Below are 22278 nucleotides of genomic sequence, written 5' to 3' on the forward strand. Positions count from 1 at the left end.
CGCTTTCTTTTTTATCTTAAAATTGATGTCATTTAATACGCTATCTCCATTTTGACTTTTTTTCCTTTAAGCTTTTCATTGGATAATTTCTTTAACAATGAACTCACTTTCTTCCTGGAAACGGCAACATATGATGTTGTGTCTTTCACTTCAATCAGCCCGATATCCTCCTTTTGTAATTCCCCTTTTTTAATGAGATAACCCACAATATCTACTTTATTAACTTTGTCTTTCTTACCTGCACTGATATAAATTGTTTGAAAAAGTGTCTTTTCAGGAGCTTTATCGTATCCTGAAACACTTTCTTCAGGCGTATTATTTTTGATAAAAGGAAAATTTTCTTCCTCTGTCATGATAAGGTAAACAAAACCTTTAGCATTCATCCTCGCGGTACGTCCGTTTCTGTGAATGAAAGCATCTTCTTTGGGAGGTAGTTGATAATGAACAATAGACTCTACTTCAGGTATATCAAGTCCCCGGGCGGCAAGGTCGGTTGTGATTAGGATTCTTGCAGAGTCATTTCTGAATTTCAGTAAAGCCCGTTCTCTTTCGTCCTGTTCCATACCCCCGTGGAATGTTTCCCTGTCAATTCCCATTTGATGAAGAAGCTCGGAAATACGGTCTACTGCGTCACGGTGATTACAGAAAATCAGCGTTCTTTTATTCCCGATTTTACAAACAAGATTGAAAAGTGTATCCAGCTTTTCTTCCGGAATTGTCATTACTTTTCTCAGTTGTAAATCAGGTTTTATATCGTTTTCTTTAAGGAAACTGATTACTTTTTCATCTTTCAGCCCGGTAAATGAAGGGATTTCATCCATGGCAGTTGCAGAAGTTAAAATTCTTTGGGATAACCCTTTTAAAGAATTAGAAATAAATTCCATATCATCATGAAAGCCTAGCTCTAATGCTTTATCAAACTCATCAAGAACCAATGTCTTAATTGTCTTAGGATCAAAATTATTGTTTCTCAGATGGTAAACAACTCTTCCCGGTGTTCCAATCAATACGGCAGGAGCTTCAATTAAATTATTAACCTCAATCTTTTTATCATGGCCGCCATAGCAAACGGAAACCTTAAAATCCGTTCCCATTGACTTGAACACCTGCTCAATTTGTAGAGCCAATTCTCTGGCCGGAACTAATATCAATGCCTGGACTCCTTGAACGTCTTTTTTCAGATTTCTTAAAACTGGAAATAAAAAAGCAAGCGTCTTCCCTGATCCGGTAGGAGAGAGCAATACAATATCCGTATTGTTTTCAGAAGTTTTATAAGTAGATTTCTGCATCTGATTCATATCCTGAATTTGCAGTTTTTGATAAATTGATTGTAGTTCCATTGGGCAAAGATAGTGAAAATAGGTGGCTAGGAATTTAGAGTCTTAAGTTGTAAGTTGTTATAAAGATTGTTGGTGAAGATGTATTTTAATCTTTTAATGATTTTAATTTTGACAATCAGGCATTTAGGTGTGACGTCTCTGCGGATTAAAATATTGTTTATATTAAATAATATTCGTATATTTGCACCCACTTTTTGTGGTCAAGGTTTGAAGAGGTAAATTATTAAAAATTAATTACTTCCGTATTTTTTAAATCCACATTTATTCAAACCGTTAAAAAAGAAGGAATACAAATTTTATTAGAAAATGTCAAAAGAGACAAATTCAGCAGAGGTTTTATTAAACCAAAACGTAGCACCAGAACAATTTGATTGGGATTCATTCGAATCAGGTCTTGATGCAGATGCGAGAAAAGAAAAAAGTGATTTAGAAGAAATCTACAACGGATCTTTAAACAGCTTAAATGATAACGACGTTTTAGTTGGTAGAGTTGTAAGATTAACTGATAAAGAAGCTATCGTAGACATCAACTTCAAATCAGAAGGTGTTATTTCTCTTAACGAATTCCGTTACAACCAAGGATTACAAGTAGGTGATGAGGTAGAAGTAATGGTTGACAGAAGAGAAGACAAAACTGGACAATTACAATTATCTCACAGAAAAGCAAGAACGCTTAAAGCTTGGGATAGAGTAAACGAACTTCACGAAACTGGAGAAATCGTTAACGGTTTTGTGAAATCTAGAACTAAAGGAGGTATGATCGTTGACGTACACGGAATCGAAGCATTCTTACCAGGTTCTCAAATTGATGTTAAGCCAATTAAAGATTACGATCAGTTCGTAGGTAAAACTATGGAGTTCAAAGTTGTGAAAATCAACCCTGAATTCAAAAACGTAGTAGTATCTCACAAAGCATTGATCGAAGCAGATATCGAAGGTCAGAAAAAAGAAATCATCGCTCAGCTTGAAAAAGGACAAGTTCTTGAAGGAACTGTTAAGAACATTACTTCTTACGGTGTATTCATTGACTTAGGAGGTGTAGATGGATTGATCCACATTACAGACCTTTCTTGGTCTAGAGTGAACCACCCATCTGAAATCTTAGAAGATGGACAAACTGTAAAAGTTGTTATCCTTGATTTCGATGATGAGAAAACAAGAATCCAGTTAGGTATGAAGCAATTAGAAGCTCATCCTTGGGATGCTCTTTCTGCTGACCTGAAAGTTGGAGATAAAGTAAAAGGAAAAGTAGTAGTTCTTGCTGACTATGGTGCATTCGTAGAAATCGCTCCAGGTGTAGAAGGATTGATCCACGTTTCTGAAATGTCTTGGTCTACTCACTTGAGATCTGCTGGTGATTTTGTAAAAGTAGGTGACGAAGTTGAAGCTGAAGTACTTACTTTAGATAGAGAAGATAGAAAAATCTCTCTAGGTATGAAACAATTATCTAAAGATCCTTGGGAAAATATCGAAGCTAAATATCCTGTTGGATCTCAGCATGTAGGAACTGTAAGAAACTTCACAAACTTTGGTGTATTCGTAGAGTTGGAAGAAGGTATCGACGGTCTAATCTACATTTCTGATCTTTCTTGGACTAAGAAAATCAAGCATCCATCTGAATTCTGCGCTGTAGGAGACAAATTAGATGTTATCGTATTGGAATTAGATATCCAGGCAAGAAGATTATCTTTAGGTCACAAGCAATTGACTGAAAACCCTTGGGATAAATTCGAAACTAAATATGCTGAAGGAACTATCCACGCTGGTAAAGCTGTAGAAGTACACGATAAAGGTGCTTCTGTACAATTCGAAGATGCTGAGGTTGAAGCATTCTGCCCTTCAAGATTATTAGAGAAAGAAGATGGATCTAAAATCAAAAAAGGTGAAGATGCTGAGTTCAAAGTAATCGAATTCAACAAGGAGTTCAAGAGAGTAGTAGTATCTCACACAGGTATCTTCAGAGATGAGGAAAAGAAAAATGTAAAAGAATCTAACAACAGATCTAATACTTCTTCTTCATCTTCTTCAAACGAAGAAAGATCTACATTGGGAGATATTGATGCATTAGCAGAATTAAAAAGAAAAATGGAAGAAGGTAAATAATCCTTAACCATTTATGAATATGAAGCCACTCGTAAGAGTGGCTTTTTTTATTTCTTATTATGGCCTTTTTAATAAAAATACCATGCTGTTTTATAGAATTCAAGTATAAGAAATGAATTATGTAAATGTTTAAAATTGAGTTGACTGAAGGAAAATTAATTATGCTTTTATTTTTATGTAATAAAATTAAATAAAATGATTTTTGATTGGTAAATATTTGTAAATTAGCGGCTTTATTAATGTATATGAAAAATATAACCCGATCCATTTTGTTTACTGTATCCGCAGTATTTGATCTTTGTTCGTTTTCTTAATATTAATATATAAGGAAAGGTTAAGTAAAATTATGTTTCACAAAAGTAAGATCAGGAAATATAAAGTCTAATAAATTTCAATATTAAAAATTGTTCAGTATAAATGAAAAGAATAAAACTACCTCTTATGGTTGCTGCTTTCGCAGTTATTCCATCTTTACAATTATTTTCACAGGAAAATACTCAGATTATCAAAGACTATATTTCTCAGAATAAGATCAGAGAATATAAAAAGTCCGATCTCACTAATTTTGTTATTGATAATACGGATGCATCGAAGTCATTAAATGGTGATGTTATAAAATTTCAACAGACTTATAATGGAATTCCTGTATACAGTTCCGGAGGAACTGCGTTAATTAAAGATCGTAAGATCGTTTATTACACGGATAATTTTGTGAAAAATTATACAGAATCTACTCCCGTTTCTGTACAAATCACTAAAACAGCAGCTCTTCAGAAGATAGCAAATGAACTTGGAAACATTGAGATTGCTGATTTTTCAATTCTTGGATTTTTTGAAAAAAGCTTAAATAATACAAAATCAGCTAAACAAAGGTTAGTGTATGCAAATACGTCTACTGGAGATCTGCGTTTAGCCTATGAGTTTATTATGATGGAGCCAAAGTCTTCCAATTACTGGAATATTCTGGTAGATGCCAATGATGGAAAAATTATAGAAAAGAATAACTTAACTTTATCTTGTAATTTTAAACCGGATTCTTATGCTTCAGATGGATTAGCCATAGAGAATAATAATACATTTGTTGGTCCTGAGAAAGGCTATCAGCAAAGTTTGCTTTTGTTGGCTGATCCTGCAAGCTATAATATATTTCCAACGCCACTGGAAGCGCCTACATTCGGATCAAGATCTGTAGTTTCTAATCCATGGATGTTGACTTCCTCTCCAGAAGGATGGCATTCGGATGGTACAACTCATTACACCAATACAAGAGGAAATAATGTGTATGCTTACGAAGATACAGCCAATACAAATAACCCTGGATTTTCGCCTGATGGAGGGGCTTCAAGAAATTTTAATTTTCCTTTTAGTATCAATGGGACTCCTGCAGCGAATCAAAGTGCAGCAATTACCAATCTATTTTATATTAATAATAGAGTGCATGATGTATTCTATAAATTTGGATTTACAGAATCTGCAAGAAATTTCCAGCAAAATAATTTTGGACTTGGCGGATTAGACGATGATTCAGTTTATGCAGAAGCGCAAGATGGCGGAGGTACTAATAACGCTAACTTTTCCAGTCCTCCGGATAATTACAATGGGAGAATGCAGATGTATTTATGGTCGACTAGAAATAGACTTTTCTTCTATAATACACCTAGTACAGCGGTAGCCCGCCAACCCGCTGCTGGTGTTGCTGAATTCGGGAATGCACTAAACCCTACTGGAGTTACTGGAAATGTACAATTATCATCCGTATTAGATGGATGTACTGCATTACCAGCAGGTTCACTTACAGGGAAGATTGGTTTGGTTGAGCGTGGAACCTGTGCTTTCGTGATCAAAACAAAGAATTTACAGAATGCAGGAGCTACTGCTGCCATTATCTATAATAATTCTGCGAATGGATCAACCATAGGAAATATGTCAGGAACTGATGCGACAGTTACTATTCCATCTGTATTAATTAGTAATGCAGAGGGAGAATATATTAAAACCCAACTTTCAGCTGCTACAACGGTAAATGTTACTTTGAAGAATGATCCTGCAACCAGCGTTACACCAGATGGGAGCTTTGATAATGGAATCGTAACACACGAATACGGTCATGGAATTTCTAACAGATTAACGGGAACCGGATATGGATGTCTGAATTCTTCATCTGATAAAGAACAAATGGGTGAAGGATGGTCGGATTTCTTTGCCTTAATGCTTACCAATAAAATAGGAGATAATGCTTCTGTTCCTAGAGGAATGGCAACATATGCTGCAGGACAGCTTCCGGATGGGGATGGAATCCGCCCTGCAAAATATTCTCCTGACTTCACGATCAACGATTATACCTATGGAGATACCAATGGAATGGAATATACGAATCAAAGTGGAAATATAGTTCCTGATGTGCATTCAATCGGATTTGTATGGGCTACGATGTTATGGGATCTGCATTGGCAGTATGTAGCAAAATATGGTTATTCTGCCGATGTTACTGCTAATACAACCAATGGTAGTTCAAGAATATTACAACTTGTTACCGATGCATTAAAACTTCAGGTTTGTAATCCAACATTTATTGATGGAAGAAATGCGATATTAGCTGCAGAACAGGCAACTACCGGAGGAGTAGATAAATGTATGATATGGAGAACTTTTGCAAAAAGAGGTTTGGGAGTGAATGCAAGTGCAGGAGTTAAAACAAATATCAATGATCAGATTCAGGATTTCACAATTCCTGATGAATGTCCGTTATTGGCTACTGATGAGGTGAAATCTGTAAAAAATACCTCAATTTCTATCTATCCTAACCCTGCTAAAAATGAATTTTTCATCAATTTCCCAAGCAATACAATGGGTAAAGTAAGTGTGGAAATTTATGATATGTCTGGAAAGCTTGTTTCTTCTGAAGATAAAATTTCTCCGGATGCTAAAAAAGCTATTTCTACAGATCGCTTGATCAACGGAACTTATATGGTAAAAGTAAAAGGCCTTGGCTTTGAAGCTGCATCTAAAGTAATCGTTAAAAAATAAGCTGTTTTTTTATTCAGTTTCAATCACCCCGGGTTTTCCCTGGGGTGATTTTATTTATCTATAAGCTTTTTACCTCCTGGTGAATTAAATTATTATATTGTACCTTTGCAGGCTGTTAAAAAGATTATGAAGAAGAAAAATTTATTGAAAGGCGTATTGCTAGTGGGTATTGGTGCAAGTGTTTATGGAATGTTGGCTACATTTGTTAAAATGTCTTATCATGATGGGTATACCACATCCGAAGTAACCACTGCTCAGTTTGTATTAGGATTAGTAGGACTTCTGATCCTGAACTTTATCCAGACTTTAACATCAAAAACAAAATTATCATCACCAAGCCGAAAAGAAGTTAGGATGCTGATGCTGGCAGGTACTTCACTGGGTTGTACAAGTTTATTTTACTATATCGCAGTTCAATATATCAATGTTTCAATAGCGATTGTTTTGTTAATGCAGTCTGTATGGTTTAGTGTGGTTGTAGAAAGTTTCTTGACCAGAAAATTTCCCAACGTGAGGAAAGTGGTCGCTACAATTATTGTACTAGTAGGAACTGTATTGGCTACGAATCTTATTAATGTGGATATAGAATTAGACTGGCATGGTGTTTTTTGGGGATTAATGGCAGCGGCTTCCTATACTCTGACGATGTTCACCTCTAATACATTGGCTACACATTTACCCGTCCTACGTAAGAGTATGGTAATGCTTTCAGGAGGATCTATTGTTATTCTGGCATTCCTTTTCTTTGCTCAGATCGGGCCCCTCTATTTTGATGGTCTTAAATCAATTTATTTGAATTTTACCGACAATACCCAACATATTCATTCTTTTGATTATTCTATATTCTGGACCTATGGCTTTGTTCTTGCTGTTTTTGGAACTATCATTCCACCCATTTTATTTAATTTGGGATTTCCAAATACAGGATTGGGCTTGGGAAGCATTATTTCATCACTGGAACTTCCGGTTTCTGTGACAATGGCTTTTGTTTTGTTGGGTGAAAAAGTAATTTTAGTTCAATGGGCAGGGATTGCATTAATCCTTTTTGCTATTGTACTTATGAATTTGCCGGCAAAAAAAGAATTGCAAGTTGCTGAACAACTGTCCTGAAAAGATAATTAAGTTGAAAATAATAAGTAAAACCGTTTCTTTTGGAACGGTTTTTTTAATTTTAATCTATAAATAAGAATTCATGAAATATTTTAAAAAAAGCATTATGATTTTAATGCTATCTATGATACCATTTTTATTATTTTCCCAGATAAAATCGTTAGATGCCATGCTTACGAACTATCAATATCCTTTTGAAGTTCATTTTATTGATTTGAATACTCAGAATCAGCATCTGAAAATGGCCTATATGGATGTAAAGCCTAAAGAACCCAATGGAAAAGTAATCATGCTTCTTCACGGGAAAAACTTTAACGGAGCGTATTGGGAACAAACGGCGAAAGATCTTTCAGCTAAAGGTTTCAGGGTTATTATACCCGATCAGATAGGATTTGGTAAATCTTCCAAGCCTCAGTGTTATCAATTTTCTTTTTCGCAATTAGCAGACAATACAAAAAAAATACTGGATGAATTAAAGATTGATAAAGCAATTGTTCTGGGGCATTCTATGGGAGGAATGCTGGCAACCCGTTTTACATTACTTTACCCTGAGAGGGTTCAAAAGCTTGTCCTTGAAAACCCGATTGGCCTGGAAGATTATAAGACCTTTGCTTCATACCAGACTATTGATCAGGCATATCAGTCGGAGCTTAAAAATACAGCTGAAACCTATAAAAATTATCAGCTAAAATTCTATTATGATAATCAATGGAAGAAAGAATATCAACCCTGGCTGGATCTTATTGCTGGTTGGACTTTACATAAAGAATATCCGCTTGTGGCATGGGATGCTGCTCTCACATCCGATATGATTTATAATCAACCGGTTTGTTATGAATTTAAGAATATTAAAACTCCAACCTTGCTTATAATCGGAACAAGGGACAGAACTGCAATAGGAAAGGATAGGGCACCTAAAGAGCTTCAATCCAGGATGGGGCAATATCAGGAACTGGGAAAAAAGACACAACAGCAGATACCTGGTTCCAGATTAACGGAAATCGATAATGTAGGGCATCTTCCCCATATTGAAGTTTATCCCCGATTTTTTGAAGCCTTATATGAGTTTATAAGGTAAAACATGAACTCTTGAAATTAGCCTGTTCATAACGAAAATGAAAACAGTGGAGGATTTAGAATTTTGACTTTAAAAGCTTTTCTTGCCATATGTATAGTTTTCCATGAAATAAATTGTATAAAATTGTATTACCAATACACGGATTTATGGAAAATTATACCAATACAACAGAAGTAATAACTACACCTGAAAAGGCATATGAAGCTTTGACCCGGAAAATTCCTTTATGGTGGTCAGAAATGTTTAACGGATCTTCCCGGGAACCCGATGATGTATTTACTATAAAATTTGGTGACAATATTCACAAGACATTTCGGGTAAAGGAAGCTGTGCCTGAATCAAGAATTGTATGGTATGTTGTGGATTCTCTGATCGGTCTTCCAGAGCTGAAAAATCAAACAGAATGGATTGGAACGACTATCGTTTGGGAAATTGAAAAAAATGAAAATGGAATTCTGCTGAAACTTACGCATCGGGGTTTGCATCCTGATGTCGAATGTTATCATATATGTTCCAATGGCTGGGTGCAATTTATCAATAGTTTGAAACTATTTCTTGAAACAGGAACGGGAAGTCCGTTTACAGGATAGCATCAGAGTCATATAAAACAACTTATATATCAAAAAAAAAAGCTGCTTACATTGAGTAAACAGCTTCTTTTGTATGTATTGTTGTCTGAATTATTTCTTTTTGTAAGCAGCGTCTTTAATTCTTGCTTTCTTACCTCTAAGATCTCTGAAGTAGTAAATTCTAGATCTTCTAACTTTACCTCTTCTGTCAACTTCAATCTTCTGAAGAGCTGGCATGTTGATAGGGAATACTCTTTCTACACCTACATCACCACTCATTTTTCTGATAGTGAAAGTTTTTGTAGAACCTGTACCTCTTAATTGGATAACTGTCCCTTTGAAGAACTGAGTTCTTGTTTTTTGTCCTTCTTTAATTTCGTAATACACTGTAATTGTATCACCTGCTTTGAATTCCGGGAATTCTTTTTTTGCAATGTACTTCTCTTGTACGTACTTTAATAAATCCATTATTAATGATAATATAATGTTAAGGCTAAGCAACTTACACGTTTTTCGTCAGAGGTTGAATAACAGGTTGCAAATGTACAAAATTAGTTTTGAATAATCCAAATAAATTTAAATGTAATTGAACAGAGATTTTTGATGCATTGAAATCCCAAAACTTAACATATCCTTCACCTTATGATGAAACTGTGTTTACATGGGAATTTTACTTTTGCACGAAGTAAAAATTAACCATTACTCTTCTTATTTTACTGATAAACAGTAAATTATTGAAGAGTACCAATTTAAAAATTATTAGCTATGAAAAATTATTTCTTCCTTTTATGTTTTATTGTCGTCCAGATGACCTTTGGGCAGGCTTTATTTCCTTATTTACAAAATCCGACTCCAAATTCAATGATCGTAAACTGGAAAACAGCTTCTAATAATGAGACTACTGTTCTCTACGGGAATTCTCCGACGAACCTGAATGTTACGGTAACAGGAACCACTAATATATTTTCGGATACGGGATATAATAATAACTACTATTATCACACGGCCAAAATCAATAATCTGCAGCCGAATACAAAGTATTATTATAAAATAAAAACAGGAACCAGCGAATCGGCAGTTTACAACTTCAGGACACTTCCCATGCCGGGACAGCCTACTACGGCAGACGGTAAAATACGTTTTTTGATTATGGGAGATAATCAGATCAAAGGGGAACCCAGGTATGATACACTTACCTTAAATGCATTTAAAAAATTAAAGCAAAAATTTGGAGCAAACTCAGATCCTTCGGATAATGTTGCCCTTACTTTTATGGTGGGAGATCAGGTAGATGTCGGGACACTTGATCATTACGAAAATGTCCACTTTAAAAAGAATATTAAATTATCACCATATCTTCCGATCCAGACGACTGTGGGCAATCACGAAACCTATGGAACATTGGGGATGAATTCTTATTATGCTCATTTTTATATAGATGAAATTAAATATAAAAATATCAGCTCCGGGAATGAAAATTACTATGCGCAACAAGCGGGGAACGTTTTGTTTATAAGCTTAAGCTCTGAACATACGGGAATGGCTCAACAAACCTGGTTACAGCAAATTCTTACGGCTGCGAATAACGATCCTACTGTAGATTGGATTATTTCCTTAAGCCACAGGCCTTATCAGGCAGAGCAATATGTAGGGGATATCTCAACGTGGGTAAGAAATAATGCAGTTCCTCTTCTAACGTCATCGAGTAAATATCTGATGCACGTAGGTGCACACCATCATCTGTATCACAGAGGGCAATTAAAAGATAGCCCTACTTATCAGATTATATCCGGAGGAACAGCGTGGGATCAGTACTGGGGAATGTCTACAGAACAGGATTTTGATGATGTTCAGAAAACACTTACCGACTGGACATACCAAATCGTAGAGGTAGATGTTACCAATGGTAAGGTAGATGTGGAATGTTATTCGATTGGAGGGATCTATACTAAAAAATACAATGAGCTCGTTGATTCTTTCCATAGGTATAAAAACCAGCCAAAACCTGTTAAGCCTATGATCACCAATACTTTTTCAGGTCCTGTGACTTTACCCTTAACTTTGAATGGAAGCAGTTTTACGTCACCCAACAATGAGCTTTTAAACACAACACAATTCCTCATTAGTAAAGCAGCAGATTTTTCGGTGATAGAAAAAGAATTCTATCGTGATTATGAAAACTGGTTCGGTAAGGACGGAGCTCCTGATAAGGCTAAAAATCTGAATGCCGGTGTAGATATTACGAAAGTAAGTTTTCCTGCCAATTCTATTTCCAATGGTGTGTATTACGTAAAAACAAGATACAGGGACAGAAATCTGGAATGGAGTGACTGGAGTGATGTAAAGCAGTTTGAAATAACGGGAAGCGTAGTTTCAAATCCTACATTTACGCTGGATAAAACAGAATATTTACAAAATACCCCCGTAACTGCAACCTATACAGGTGGTCCAGGTAATCAGACAGATTGGGTGGGTGTTTATAGAAAAGGGCAGGTTCCGGGAACATCAACTTCGCAGGCCTATATTTATACCAACGGACAAACAGCGGGAACGGCCACTTTTACCAATGGTTTTGCAGCTAAAGGACAGTATTTTGCCGGATTTTTTGCCAATGACGGATATACGGAGATCACACCGAGAAAAAATTTCTATGTGGGCCCTAAAGTTGTTCTTCAGGCAACTTCAGATACTTATCCGGTAGGAGGAACTGTGAAAATAAATTTCAGTAACGGACCCAATCTTGTAAAAGACTGGATCGGGATTTATAAGATGGGGCAAACTCCGGGAACCAATACTTCTGCGATGTATAAATATGTAACAACCGCTGCCGGAAATCTTGAGTTTACCGGACTCCCTAAAGGGTACTATTTTGCGCAATATTTTCTGGAAGATGGTTATACGGCAATCGGTGAGAAAGTGTTTTTTAAAGTAGGAGATATTGTTACCGAATTATGGATTAACAAACCTGTTTATACGTTGGGCGAAAATATTACAGCTTCATGGACGGATTCTCCGGGAATTATCAAAGACTGGCTGGGTATTTATCCACAAAATATTCAGACGCCGGACGATAATTTTGTTTCATATACTTATTTTGACGGGATAACTCAGGGTACAAAAACATTGAATGGAGCTGCCTTACCTACAACTCCCGGAAATTATTATATGGTAATGTTTACCAATGATTCTTATACTGAAGTTTCAAACAGAATGCAATTCCAGGTAACTTCTTCAACATTAGGAACTGCTGAAACCTCAAAAAGTACTGAGAAAAATGTAGTGTTGTATCCTAACCCGACCAAGCCAGGTGAACCTACATTTATCAAGAGCGATTATCCAATTGACAAGATTGAGTTATTATCTGCTACAGGAGATCTATTATACGAATCTAAAAATGTACACAATCAGCGGTTTTCTTTGGTCAACGAAAATCTGCCTAAGGGTGTATACTTTGTAAAAGTTCATACAAGAAAGTTATTTACTTTAAAACTGATTATTCAGTAACACTTTTTTAATCAGGTACAGAGAGGGAACATTTGTTCCCTCTTTTTTTATTAAGATTACCTAATGAAGATAAATAGTTTACTTTAATCCGTGGATTTTAATGCCCATGCGATTAAAGGAGCCTGCATGAAAAGTCTTGCGAATCTCTGATTATCGGTGTTCAGGCCGAAAGAATCCCTTCTGTTTTTATATTGGGCAATATTTCCGGGAAGAACCGCTGCAAAAAAGCCTGCAACAACTTTTCCCATTGTTTTTCGATACTTTTTAGGAGTCACGATCGTTGCTGTTCCCAGGAGTATTTCTACGATTCCGGAATATACCACCGTATCATCTTTTTTTAAAGGAACCCATTCGGGAACCTGAGCCTGAAATTCTTTCCTTGCAAATGTAAGGTGACTGATTCCTGCAGTAATCAGAAATGCACCAAGTCCTATTCTTGATATGTCTTTCGTTTCCATAATAATGTGATTGGTTGTATGTACTCAGAATTTTATAATTCTTTTATACATGAACTCCAAAATTCAGACCATTAGGATTTGGTCTGTATATTGTCGTAGTAATTGGAATTGTTGGTTTTATGAGCCTGGTCATAAAATAGTTTTTACCGGTCCGGTTAACTTTATGAATCTTAGTTTACCAGTGAATAAAGCTAAAATGTGAGTTCCTTATATGTTCAATTTTAAAAGATGAAATTATGAAACCTAAAGAAATTCCGGGAGTTCCCCAACAAAAGAGTGGAGGATTTCATGATACTGAAAGTAAAAAACAATTTGACGATCCTGAATTGAACAAGCAAAAGTTTTCTGTTTTGAAAAAAAGATTTTTTTCAGTGAATCAGTGGAGGGAGTACAGTGGCGCTCTCACAGCCGATTTTAAATTGTATGATTCAAAAGGAAAACCTCTTGACCGATCTCCTGAAATTGATGATTACATCCGTATTGATATACCTGGTCCCGGAGAAAAAGAAGCAAAAGGATACGATTGGGTACAGATAGTCAATATTTCCTCTCATCATACAGGGGCATTTGAACGTATTAGTATAACCTGCAGACCATCCAAAATTCCGGGAAACTCCAAAAACAACCGTATAGCACACTTTTACAGCAGTAAAGCTACGTCAACTTTTATGATCTCAAATAATGGCAGGGAAATAATGGCAGCAATTTACGGAAGGAATGAATCACCCAATTTTAATGCTTCTTTTATTGATAAGATCAGAAATATCATGGTAGGCATAGGAGGAATGATGGGAATTTCTAAAATTCAATGGAAGGCCCTTTCTGATGGTTTGCTGGATTTTTAGCAATTATCTAAAATGGTGTTTCACTTTTATCTATTTAAATAAAAATCCTGTGTGCCTTGATTTAAAAGAAAATTATTAAATTTAGCCAACAGAAAAATCTAATATTTCATGATAGATAAAAGAGTAAAAAATGCAAAGGAAGCTATAGAAGGAATTCAGGATGGGATGACACTAATGCTGGGGGGATTCGGCCTTTGCGGTATTCCTGAAAACTCCATTAATGCTTTGGTAGAAAGTGATGTGAAAGATCTGACGTGCATTTCCAACAACGCTGGAGTTGATGATTTTGGATTGGGATTATTGTTGCATAAAAGACAGATTAAAAAAATGATCTCTTCTTATGTAGGGGAGAATGCAGAATTCGAAAGACAGATGCTTTCCGGGGAACTTGATGTTGAACTTACTCCACAAGGGACCCTTGCTGAAAAATGCAGAGCTGCGCAAGCCGGAATTCCTGCGTTTTATACACCTGCAGGATATGGGACTGAAATAGCGGCAGGTAAAGAAGTAAAGGAATTTAACGGTAAGCCTCACATTCTTGAACATGCCTATAATGCAGATTACTCTATTGTAAAAGCGTGGAAAGGAGATCATGCAGGAAATCTGATCTTCAAAGGATCTGCAAGAAATTTTAATCATCCAATGGCCGGGGCTGCAAAAATTACAATAGCAGAAGTAGAAGAATTGGTAGAACCGGGAGAATTGGATCCTAATGAAGTCCATATTCCAGGAATTATGATTCAGAGAATATTCCAGGGTGATAAATTCGAAAAGCGAATTGAGCAAAGAACAGTAAGGAAAAAAGATTAAGTCTTCGTTTGAAAGAGAGTATTCATATAAATAAAGCGCCGGAAAATATTTTCCGGCGCTTTATTTATCATTCTTCTTATGATTCTTCGGGAATTACCATTTTCCTTTCTCCGATCTGTTGTCTCCACATGGCATAGTATAATCCTTTTTCGGCAATCAGATTATCATGGGATCCCATTTCTATGACTTGGCCTCGTTCAAGTACATAAATCCGGTCGGCATGCATAATGGTGCTTAGACGATGGGCAATCAATACTGTGATTTGTTCTTTTTCCTCCGATATGCTTTTGATGGTGGAAGTTATTTCTTCTTCCGTAATACTGTCCAAAGCTGAAGTGGCTTCGTCAAAAATTAACAGGTGAGGTCTTCGTAATAAAGCCCTTGCAATCGCAATTCTTTGCTTTTCCCCGCCACTTAATTTCAATCCACCTTCTCCAATTACGGTTTCTATACCTTTTTCAGCCCTTTCCAGTAAAGCAGTACAGCTTGATTTTTGTAAAGCTATTTGAAGTTCTACCTCAGTAGCCTTTGGATTTACGAAAAGAAGGTTTTCTTTAATGGTTCCTGCAAAAAGCTGGGTGTCCTGAGTTACAAAGCCAATTTGATTCCTCAATTCATCAAAATCAAATTCTTTCCCATTGATATTATTATAAAAAATATTTCCTTCCTGAGGACGATAGAGCCCAACCAAAAGTTTTACCAGAGTACTTTTTCCGGAACCACTGGGACCAACAAAAGCAATTGTTTCTCCGTTTTTTACGGTAAAAGATATATTGTTTAACGCTTTATACTGAGCTGATTGATGTTTGAAAGAAACATGTTTGAACTCCAATTCTTCAATAGCACCGATCTGTTTAGGATGAAGGGGTTTTTCCTCGACTGTTTTTTTCATTAAACGGTCAAAATTAAGAAGGGAAGCTTCAGCCTCTCGATAAGAAATAATGATATTTCCGATCTCCTGCATAGGTCCGAAGATAAAGAAGCCATAAAACATCAGCGATAAATATTGTCCCGGAGTTACAATATTTTTAAAAATTAAAAGTAATAAAGTCAGGGTGATCAGCTGTTGAAGAAAATTAACCATTGTTCCCTGGATAAAACTTAAAGAACGGATGCTTTTGACTTTTCTAAGTTCAAGCCCCAGAATTTTATAGGTATTATTGTTTAAGCGGATGACTTCCTGATTGGTTAATCCCAGACTTTTTACAATTTCTATATTTCTAAGGCTTTCTGTAGTACTTCCTGCCAGAGCTGTGGTTTCCGAAACAATATTTTTCTGGATACTCTTTATTCTCTTGCTTAATAAATTCGTGATGAATGCAATCAGAAATATTCCACAAATGTATACCGGCATGATTGACCAATGTAAGCGAATAGCATACACAGCAACGAAAATGATACTGACCAGAATTCCGAAGAAAATATTAATAAAATTACTGATGAACTTTACAGTATCTTCTCTTACTTTCGTTAAAATAGAAAGGGTTTCACCACTTCTCTGGTCTTCAAATTCCTGATATGGCAATGCCATAGAATGCTTTAAGCCGTCCGTGAAAATTTTTGCCCCGAACTTTTGGGTGATAACACTTACTGCATAATCCTGAAAAGCTTTGGCGATCCTGCTCACCATGGCTGTTCCGATAAGGAGGGATAAGAAATAGAATACACCATGATAAATGCCGTCCCCGTATAAATATTGGTTCAGGTTTCTTGGTAAAAGCTTTTCTTTATCAAAAAAATTAGGATGGGTAACCAGTTTATCGAGAATATTACCCGTTATTGCCGGAGCAAATAAAGAGAATACCTGATTAATGGTTGCTAATAACAATGAAAGAATAATCAACCACTGGTAAGGTTTAAGGTATTTTAAAAGTATTTTCATTCTGTTAAATAATGTTGCAAAATTAGAGATATTATTTCGACTTATTATGTTAATAATTTTCAATAACAAAGCCCTTTTGTATTCTATTGAAAATAATTAAATTGCAGTCTAAGTTTTTACTATGCTCACAAAAGAACAAATTGCTAAAAGAATCTCAAAAGAATTAAAAGATCGTTATTATGTAAATCTGGGAATAGGGATTCCCACTTTGGTTGCCAACTACGTTCCTGATGGCATTTCAGTAGAATTTCAGAGTGAAAATGGAGTTTTGGGAATGGGACCTTTCCCTTTTGAAGGAGAAGAAGATGCTGATATCATCAATGCAGGAAAGCAGACCATTACAATACTACCAGGAGGTTCATTTTTTGATTCCGCTTTTAGTTTTGGGATGATCCGTGGGCAGAAAGTAGATCTTACGATCCTTGGCGCAATGGAAGTTTCTGAAAACGGAGATATTGCCAACTGGAAGATTCCTGGAAAAATGGTAAAAGGAATGGGCGGAGCGATGGATTTGGTAGCTTCTGCTGAAAATATCATTGTTGCGATGATGCATGTAAATAAAGCAGGAGAAAGTAAAATCCTGAAAAAATGTACACTTCCTTTAACAGGAGTAAATTGTGTGAAAAGAGTAGTTACGGAACTCGCTGTTTTAGATGTAACACCAGCTGGTTTTAAGCTTGTTGAAAGAGCACCTGGAGTGTCCGTAGAGCATATTGTACAATCTACAGAAGCAGATCTGATCATTGAAGGAGAAATTCCCGAAATGCAATTTTAATAAAAACAAAAGAAAGGCTGTTATCATTAACAGCCTTTTTTATCATCGGTTAATTAAGTTTCATTAGTTTTTCAGGAAGAGCAGGAAGCTTTGTTTGTGGATTTATTTCATCGTTGTTCCAGAAACTTATCACGCAGCTTATATTTTGATCTCGTATATTTTCTGCGATATAGTAGATTGTTAAAGACTTTCCGCCGGACATTTTTGTAAGAACAGAAGTTAGGCCCGTAAAGTCATACACTATTTTTTTTGCTTTTGTGGGTACATCCAGAAAATTAATATCAATCATTTCTTCGGATGTAATTTTTCCTCCTCCTTTAGATTTTGTTACATTCAATTGGTTTTCAACAGCTTCTTTTGCATCCTGTAATGTTCTGTGAACAGACCAGTTCATCTCACCTGCATATGGGCATTGAACTGTATTGAGGAAGGTCCAGTAACAATTACTGCCAAGTTCTATTTTTCTTCCGGCAAAATTAATTGAACTGATATTCATAGAAACAAAATTCTCCTCCGGAATTCTATTCTCAATAATTGCATTAACGAGCTTTTCTTCAGTATCTTGATCTGTTTTTCCGTTTTTTATAAACCATACTACAGTGATTGTCTTATTCGGATTTTCAACGAAATAATAATTATTTGTTTGAAAGCTGTTTCCTGAAATTTTTTGTTGTTTGGTTAGAAAGAAGTTTTTACTATTGATTTTCTCATCTCTTGTTTTTAGTTCAGAATCTGAAATTTTATGTTTTTTTAAAACCTTTGAAAGCCCTTTTTCATCAAAAGAATTATTGAAAACCTCACTTGTAACACTATATCCATCTATATTGTACCAGATTTTGCCATTATTATTCAACGCGGAAAGTCTTGTGAGGATATTATTTTCCTGAGAAAAGCACATTGAACAGAAGAAAATGGTTAAGATTTTAAAGATCTTCATGTCCTTATTTATTAATGGTAAATGTATATGTGGGAACATTATCTTTGGATCCCTTTTTCCAATTTTCTGCAAGTTGAGGATCATTTAATTCCACACCATCTACTGGTGATATGTCGAACTTTGAAAACCATTTTTGAGGATTGGTACCGTCTTTTTTGAAATAAGTCTGCCTCACAATAATACTGTCATGAGGTTTTACCGTAAAAGAATTAGAGACTTCCTGTGCTCCAAAACTTTGCGACATTTTGATAACACTAGAGGTAAAGCTAACGGGCTTGTCTGAAGTGTTTTTCACAATAAAAGCTGTCATAGGACTTCCGGACATGGGTAAACAAGCTGCGAACAGACTGAAAACAAGAAAAGTATACATTAATTTTTTCATGGTTGTTTATTTTTGTGTTTGTTGATTTACTTCGCTGATTGTATTTTATATACGGAATTGAAGTTATGAAAAAATTGTTATGTTTACAGAATTCCTGACTATTATATCTTAAAAAAGAAGAATTACATGATTTGCAATGCACTTTAATACGAAAGGCTGCTCAAATTCTAAAACAGCCTTTTTATTTTGTATCTAGATGTTATAAATTGAGTTTTTTCAACTATTCATAATTGATTATTTACCGTCCTGAGCTCCAAAAACTTTTTGTAAAATACTGGTAGTTCTCATGGCTGGAGTATTTCTGATCCCGTTTTCTTTATCTGCAACCATTTTGAAAACGCCATTAATTGTTTCTGTAGTCACATATTCATTCAAATCAGTAGTTACAGATTGCCCTGTAAAAGTATTGTACTTTGAAATAAGGCTTTTCCAAAGGGTGTCAGCTCCCACTTTTCCCAATGAAGCCTGTACTTTTGGCTGGAACGCTGTAAAGAGCTGGTTCTGGGTTTTAGTTTGCAGATAATTAGTCGCCGCATGATTTGAGCCCAATAAAATATTTTTGGCATCAGTAATTGTCATTGATGTAATGGCATTGGTGAAAATAGGAGCAGCTTCTGTTACGGCATCTTCAGCAGCTCTGTTTAATAATTTCACTCCCTCATCAGCGAGTTTTCCCATTCCCAAAGAACGCAAGGTCGTGTCTACCTTTCTTAGTTTTTCGGGCATTAAAATTTTTACGGCTTCATTTTTGAAAAAACCATCAGTTAAAGCAAGCTTCTTCACACCATCATTCACTCCCATACTTAAGGCTTCCTTTAATCCGGACGAAATTTGGGTAGAAGTAAGATTATTCAGATTAACTGAAGAGGTTCTGTTGGGTGATGGAGTTGTGGTTACAGTTGTTCCTGTAGAAGTGTTCTTTATTTTTCCTGTATTGTTAAGGTCAACCCCTGTTTTTTCCTTAACTGTAGATTTTATGATATCTAAAAGTTGTGCTTGTGCTGAAAATGAAAACACCAGACTTACCGCTAAAAAAATTGTTTTTCTCATTGTATATTTTTGCAAAATTAGATCTTTTATATCATAATAGGTTAAATAATTCACTGACTTTTTTCAGAAATTAATTATATTCGCTTAAATCTAAATTACACAAAATAATGCGTTTATTATTGGTCTTTTCCCTTATGATTTCCAATCTGTTTTTTTCGCAAACTAAACCAAGTTTAATTCCTTACCCGCAAAGTTTAACGATTCAGGAAGGTAAATTTGTGATCCCCAAAACATTGATACTGAATGATAAACTTCCAAAAGAGGAAACGGAATATTTCAAAAAGCATCTTGGTGCTCGCGTTACATTTCAATCCTCAGGAAGTACGGAAAAAGTTCATATAATGCATATGCTGATTCCACAACCCAAAATGCCGATTGACCCGCAGGGTGATAAAGAAAGATATTCTATTGATATTTCTCCCAAAAGGATTTTTATAAGTTCTTACACTAATCAAGGTTATTTTCTTGCTGTTCAAACCTTGATCCAGTTGTTTGATGAGTATCAGGAAAAAGGAGAGATTCCCGCTATGGAAATTAAAGATAATCCAAAATTTGCATGGAGAGGAATGCATCTGGATGTTTGCCGTCATTTCTTTACGGTAGATGAAGTAAAGCAGTATATTGATTATCTGGCCATGTATAAGCTAAATACCTTTCATTGGCATTTAACCGATGATCAGGGATGGAGAATTGAAATCAAGAAATATCCGAAGCTGACTGAAATTGGCTCCAGGAGAAAAGAATCTATGATTGGAGCCTATGTAGATAATACCTTTGACGGAAAACCATATGGCCCTTATTTTTATACTCAGGAACAGATTAAGGATGTGGTTAAGTATGCAGAACAGCGTCATATCACAATTGTACCTGAAATTGAAATGCCCGGACATGCTTTAGCAGCACTTTCGGCCTATCCTGAGTTGGCGTGTACGAAAGGACCTTTTGAACCTGCCACAAAGTGGGGCGTCTTTGATGATGTTTTTTGTCCTAAAAAAGAAACATTTACATTTTTAGAAAATGTCCTGGATGAGGTGATAAAGTTATTTCCTTCTCAGTATATCCATATTGGTGGGGATGAATGTCCTAAGACACGATGGAAAGAGTGCCCGCATTGTCAGGAGCTGATCAAAAAGAACAATCTGAAAGATGAGCATGGATTACAAAGCTATTTTATCCAGACTATAGAAAAATATGTAAATAGCAAAGGGCGGAAAATAATCGGATGGGATGAGATTCTGGAAGGAGGTCTGGCACCAAACGCTGCGGTAATGAGCTGGACAGGTGTCAATGGAGGAATTGAAGCTGCAAAATCAAAACATTTTGCTGTAATGACTCCCGGAGCTTTCTGTTATTTTGACCATTATCAGGGGGATCCCCAGTCCGAACCTAATGCTTTTGGAGGATTTACTCCTTTAGATAAAGTATATTCTTACGATCCGGTTCCTTCAGAGCTTACTGCTGAGGAAGCTAAATATATTTTAGGTGTTCAGGCTAACTTATGGACCGAATATATATTGGATTTTAAGCATGTCCAGTATATGATTTTTCCAAGAATAATGGCACTTTCAGAAGTAGCATGGGGAACTTCTGATCCTAAGAATTATAAAGAATTTGAAAACAGGGTTATCCGGCAGTTTAAGGTTTTAGATAAAATGAAGATTAACTATGCGAAAAGCATTTATAATATTTCAGGAAAAGTAACACCTTCTGCCAAAGGTGTTGCATATGAATTATCAACTTCTCAAAATTCCCAGGGAATAAAATATACAACCGATGGTACAGATCCAACAGTAAATTCACCATTTTATAAGGAGCCTATCCCTGTTTCAAGAGCTATGACCATAAAGTCTGCCTATTTCGAAGATGGACAGATAAAAAGTGCGGTTTCTTCCCAATCATTTATTCCTTCCAAAACAACGGGAAAGAAGATCACTCTGGAACAACAGCCCAGCGAAAATTATTCTTTTGGCGGAGCGTTTACTTTGGTGGACGGAATTTTGGGTAATCAAAAACAGCTGGGAAAAACATGGTTAGGCTTTCAGGGAAAAGATGTTGTAGCAGTTATTGACTTAGGAGTAAAAACTCAGTTTTCAGAAGTTTATTTTAATACCCTTGAAAATAAAGGAAGCTGGATTCATTTAGCCAAAGGAGCACAGGTCTTTGTTTCTGATGATAATGTAAATTTTAAAATGATCAAAGAAATTGGAAAAGATGAAATTCAGAATGTAAAAGGAAAAGTAAAACTCAATGTTGGTAATCAGAACGCGGCATATATTAAAGTTAAAATTGAAAATGCAGGAATTATTCCTGCCGGAAATCCGGGAGCTGATTCTAAAGCCTGGCTTTTTGTAGATGAGATTGGGATGAATTAATCAATATCAGAAAGCATTAGGAGACCAGGGAGTAAG

17 protein-coding genes are annotated in these 22278 nt (G+C 35.7%); 10 read left to right on the forward strand and 7 right to left on the reverse strand.

The genetic code is table 11. The annotated features are described in order from the left end of the window. Positions 1-32 precede the first annotated feature (32 nt). A complete protein-coding gene (locus G9C87_RS01730) occupies positions 33-1340 on the reverse strand; it encodes a DEAD/DEAH box helicase (protein WP_172277447.1) in 1308 nt (435 codons plus the stop codon). 306 nt (positions 1341-1646) lie between these two features. Between G9C87_RS01730 and rpsA the strand changes: the two genes are divergently transcribed. The 5 genes from rpsA to G9C87_RS01755 all read left to right on the forward strand — a co-directional run bounded on the left by rpsA (position 1647) and on the right by G9C87_RS01755 (position 9248). Beyond that, on the forward strand, positions 1647-3443 hold the full coding sequence (gene rpsA / locus G9C87_RS01735) for a 30S ribosomal protein S1 (RefSeq protein ID WP_172277450.1): 1797 nt from the start codon (positions 1647-1649) through the stop codon (positions 3441-3443). 417 nt (positions 3444-3860) lie between these two features. Then, positions 3861-6470, forward strand: coding sequence for a T9SS-dependent M36 family metallopeptidase (locus tag G9C87_RS01740; RefSeq protein ID WP_172277453.1), 2610 nt, complete (start codon positions 3861-3863; stop codon positions 6468-6470). Between the two features lie 126 nt (positions 6471-6596). Continuing rightward, entirely contained in the window at positions 6597-7580 is a 984-nt protein-coding gene (locus G9C87_RS01745) for an EamA family transporter (RefSeq protein ID WP_172277456.1), read from the forward strand. A 124-nt stretch (positions 7581-7704) separates the two neighbouring features. After that, entirely contained in the window at positions 7705-8658 is a 954-nt protein-coding gene (locus tag G9C87_RS01750; protein ID WP_228456930.1) for an alpha/beta fold hydrolase, read from the forward strand. 146 nt (positions 8659-8804) lie between these two features. Continuing rightward, on the forward strand, positions 8805-9248 hold the full coding sequence (locus G9C87_RS01755) for an SRPBCC family protein (RefSeq protein ID WP_172277462.1): 444 nt from the start codon (positions 8805-8807) through the stop codon (positions 9246-9248). Between the two features lie 90 nt (positions 9249-9338). On the opposite strand, the gene rplS is transcribed toward G9C87_RS01755, so the two are convergent. Next, on the reverse strand, positions 9339-9695 hold the full coding sequence (gene rplS, locus G9C87_RS01760) for a 50S ribosomal protein L19 (protein WP_172277465.1): 357 nt from the start codon (positions 9693-9695) through the stop codon (positions 9339-9341). Between the two features lie 297 nt (positions 9696-9992). On the opposite strand from rplS, the gene G9C87_RS01765 reads away from it, so the two are divergent. Then, positions 9993-12731 (forward strand): fibronectin type III domain-containing protein, encoded by a 2739-nt coding sequence (locus G9C87_RS01765; protein WP_172277468.1) that lies wholly within the window; start codon positions 9993-9995, stop codon positions 12729-12731. Between the two features lie 83 nt (positions 12732-12814). Here the strand turns inward: G9C87_RS01765 and G9C87_RS01770 are convergent, their stop codons facing one another. Next, positions 12815-13189: a hypothetical protein gene (locus G9C87_RS01770; protein WP_172277471.1), complete on the reverse strand. Its 375-nt coding sequence runs from the start codon at positions 13187-13189 to the stop codon at positions 12815-12817. 236 nt (positions 13190-13425) lie between these two features. Between G9C87_RS01770 and G9C87_RS01775 the strand changes: the two genes are divergently transcribed. After that, the gene (locus G9C87_RS01775) at positions 13426-14034 is read left to right on the forward strand and encodes a hypothetical protein (RefSeq protein WP_172277474.1); all 609 of its coding nucleotides are present in this window, start codon (positions 13426-13428) and stop codon (positions 14032-14034) included. 108 nt (positions 14035-14142) lie between these two features. Continuing rightward, positions 14143-14844: a CoA transferase subunit A gene (locus tag G9C87_RS01780; RefSeq protein WP_172277477.1), complete on the forward strand. Its 702-nt coding sequence runs from the start codon at positions 14143-14145 to the stop codon at positions 14842-14844. A 76-nt stretch (positions 14845-14920) separates the two neighbouring features. On the opposite strand, the gene G9C87_RS01785 is transcribed toward G9C87_RS01780, so the two are convergent. Beyond that, positions 14921-16726 carry an ABC transporter ATP-binding protein gene (locus G9C87_RS01785; protein ID WP_172277480.1) on the reverse strand — a complete coding sequence of 602 codons (1806 nt, stop codon included), beginning with the start codon at positions 16724-16726 and terminating at the stop codon, positions 14921-14923. Between the two features lie 121 nt (positions 16727-16847). Here G9C87_RS01785 and G9C87_RS01790 point away from each other — a divergent pair, with 121 nt between their 5' ends. After that, positions 16848-17501 carry a CoA transferase subunit B gene (locus tag G9C87_RS01790; RefSeq protein ID WP_099766518.1) on the forward strand — a complete coding sequence of 218 codons (654 nt, stop codon included), beginning with the start codon at positions 16848-16850 and terminating at the stop codon, positions 17499-17501. Positions 17502-17550: 49 nt separating this feature from the next. On the opposite strand, the gene G9C87_RS01795 is transcribed toward G9C87_RS01790, so the two are convergent. The 3 genes from G9C87_RS01795 to G9C87_RS01805 form a co-directional block, all read right to left on the reverse strand. Next, entirely contained in the window at positions 17551-18438 is an 888-nt protein-coding gene (locus G9C87_RS01795) for a hypothetical protein (RefSeq protein ID WP_172277483.1), read from the reverse strand. A gap of 4 nt (positions 18439-18442) precedes the next feature. Next, positions 18443-18820, reverse strand: coding sequence for a hypothetical protein (locus G9C87_RS01800; RefSeq protein ID WP_172277486.1), 378 nt, complete (start codon positions 18818-18820; stop codon positions 18443-18445). Positions 18821-19054: 234 nt separating this feature from the next. Next, positions 19055-19870 (reverse strand): DUF4197 domain-containing protein, encoded by an 816-nt coding sequence (locus G9C87_RS01805; protein ID WP_172277489.1) that lies wholly within the window; start codon positions 19868-19870, stop codon positions 19055-19057. Positions 19871-19977: 107 nt separating this feature from the next. Here G9C87_RS01805 and G9C87_RS01810 point away from each other — a divergent pair, with 107 nt between their 5' ends. Next, entirely contained in the window at positions 19978-22242 is a 2265-nt protein-coding gene (locus tag G9C87_RS01810; protein WP_194304219.1) for a family 20 glycosylhydrolase, read from the forward strand. The last annotated feature ends 36 nt before the right edge of the window (positions 22243-22278 follow it).

The organism is Chryseobacterium sp. LAM-KRS1 (assembly GCF_013184525.1).
Lineage (GTDB): Bacteria > Bacteroidota > Bacteroidia > Flavobacteriales > Weeksellaceae > Chryseobacterium > Chryseobacterium proteolyticum.

Bases quoted from the DNA above. Each gene is read 5' to 3' on its own strand.
- G9C87_RS01805 (WP_172277489.1), bottom strand. From the start codon at position 19,870: ATGAGAAAAACAATTTTTTTAGCGGTAAGTCTGGTGTTTTCATTTTCA.
- G9C87_RS01740 (WP_172277453.1), top strand. From the start codon at position 3,861: ATGAAAAGAATAAAACTACCTCTTATGGTTGCTGCTTTCGCAGTTATT.
- G9C87_RS01800 (WP_172277486.1), bottom strand. From the start codon at position 18,820: ATGAAAAAATTAATGTATACTTTTCTTGTTTTCAGTCTGTTCGCAGCT.
- rpsA (WP_172277450.1), top strand. From the start codon at position 1,647: ATGTCAAAAGAGACAAATTCAGCAGAGGTTTTATTAAACCAAAACGTA.
- G9C87_RS01770 (WP_172277471.1), bottom strand. From the start codon at position 13,189: ATGGAAACGAAAGACATATCAAGAATAGGACTTGGTGCATTTCTGATT.
- G9C87_RS01795 (WP_172277483.1), bottom strand. From the start codon at position 18,438: ATGAAGATCTTTAAAATCTTAACCATTTTCTTCTGTTCAATGTGCTTT.
- G9C87_RS01775 (WP_172277474.1), top strand. From the start codon at position 13,426: ATGAAACCTAAAGAAATTCCGGGAGTTCCCCAACAAAAGAGTGGAGGA.
- G9C87_RS01730 (WP_172277447.1), bottom strand. From the start codon at position 1,340: ATGGAACTACAATCAATTTATCAAAAACTGCAAATTCAGGATATGAAT.
- G9C87_RS01810 (WP_194304219.1), top strand. From the start codon at position 19,978: ATGCGTTTATTATTGGTCTTTTCCCTTATGATTTCCAATCTGTTTTTT.
- G9C87_RS01765 (WP_172277468.1), top strand. From the start codon at position 9,993: ATGAAAAATTATTTCTTCCTTTTATGTTTTATTGTCGTCCAGATGACC.
- G9C87_RS01780 (WP_172277477.1), top strand. From the start codon at position 14,143: ATGATAGATAAAAGAGTAAAAAATGCAAAGGAAGCTATAGAAGGAATT.
- G9C87_RS01745 (WP_172277456.1), top strand. From the start codon at position 6,597: ATGAAGAAGAAAAATTTATTGAAAGGCGTATTGCTAGTGGGTATTGGT.
- G9C87_RS01750 (WP_228456930.1), top strand. From the start codon at position 7,705: ATGATACCATTTTTATTATTTTCCCAGATAAAATCGTTAGATGCCATG.
- rplS (WP_172277465.1), bottom strand. From the start codon at position 9,695: ATGGATTTATTAAAGTACGTACAAGAGAAGTACATTGCAAAAAAAGAA.
- G9C87_RS01755 (WP_172277462.1), top strand. From the start codon at position 8,805: ATGGAAAATTATACCAATACAACAGAAGTAATAACTACACCTGAAAAG.
- G9C87_RS01790 (WP_099766518.1), top strand. From the start codon at position 16,848: ATGCTCACAAAAGAACAAATTGCTAAAAGAATCTCAAAAGAATTAAAA.
- G9C87_RS01785 (WP_172277480.1), bottom strand. From the start codon at position 16,726: ATGAAAATACTTTTAAAATACCTTAAACCTTACCAGTGGTTGATTATT.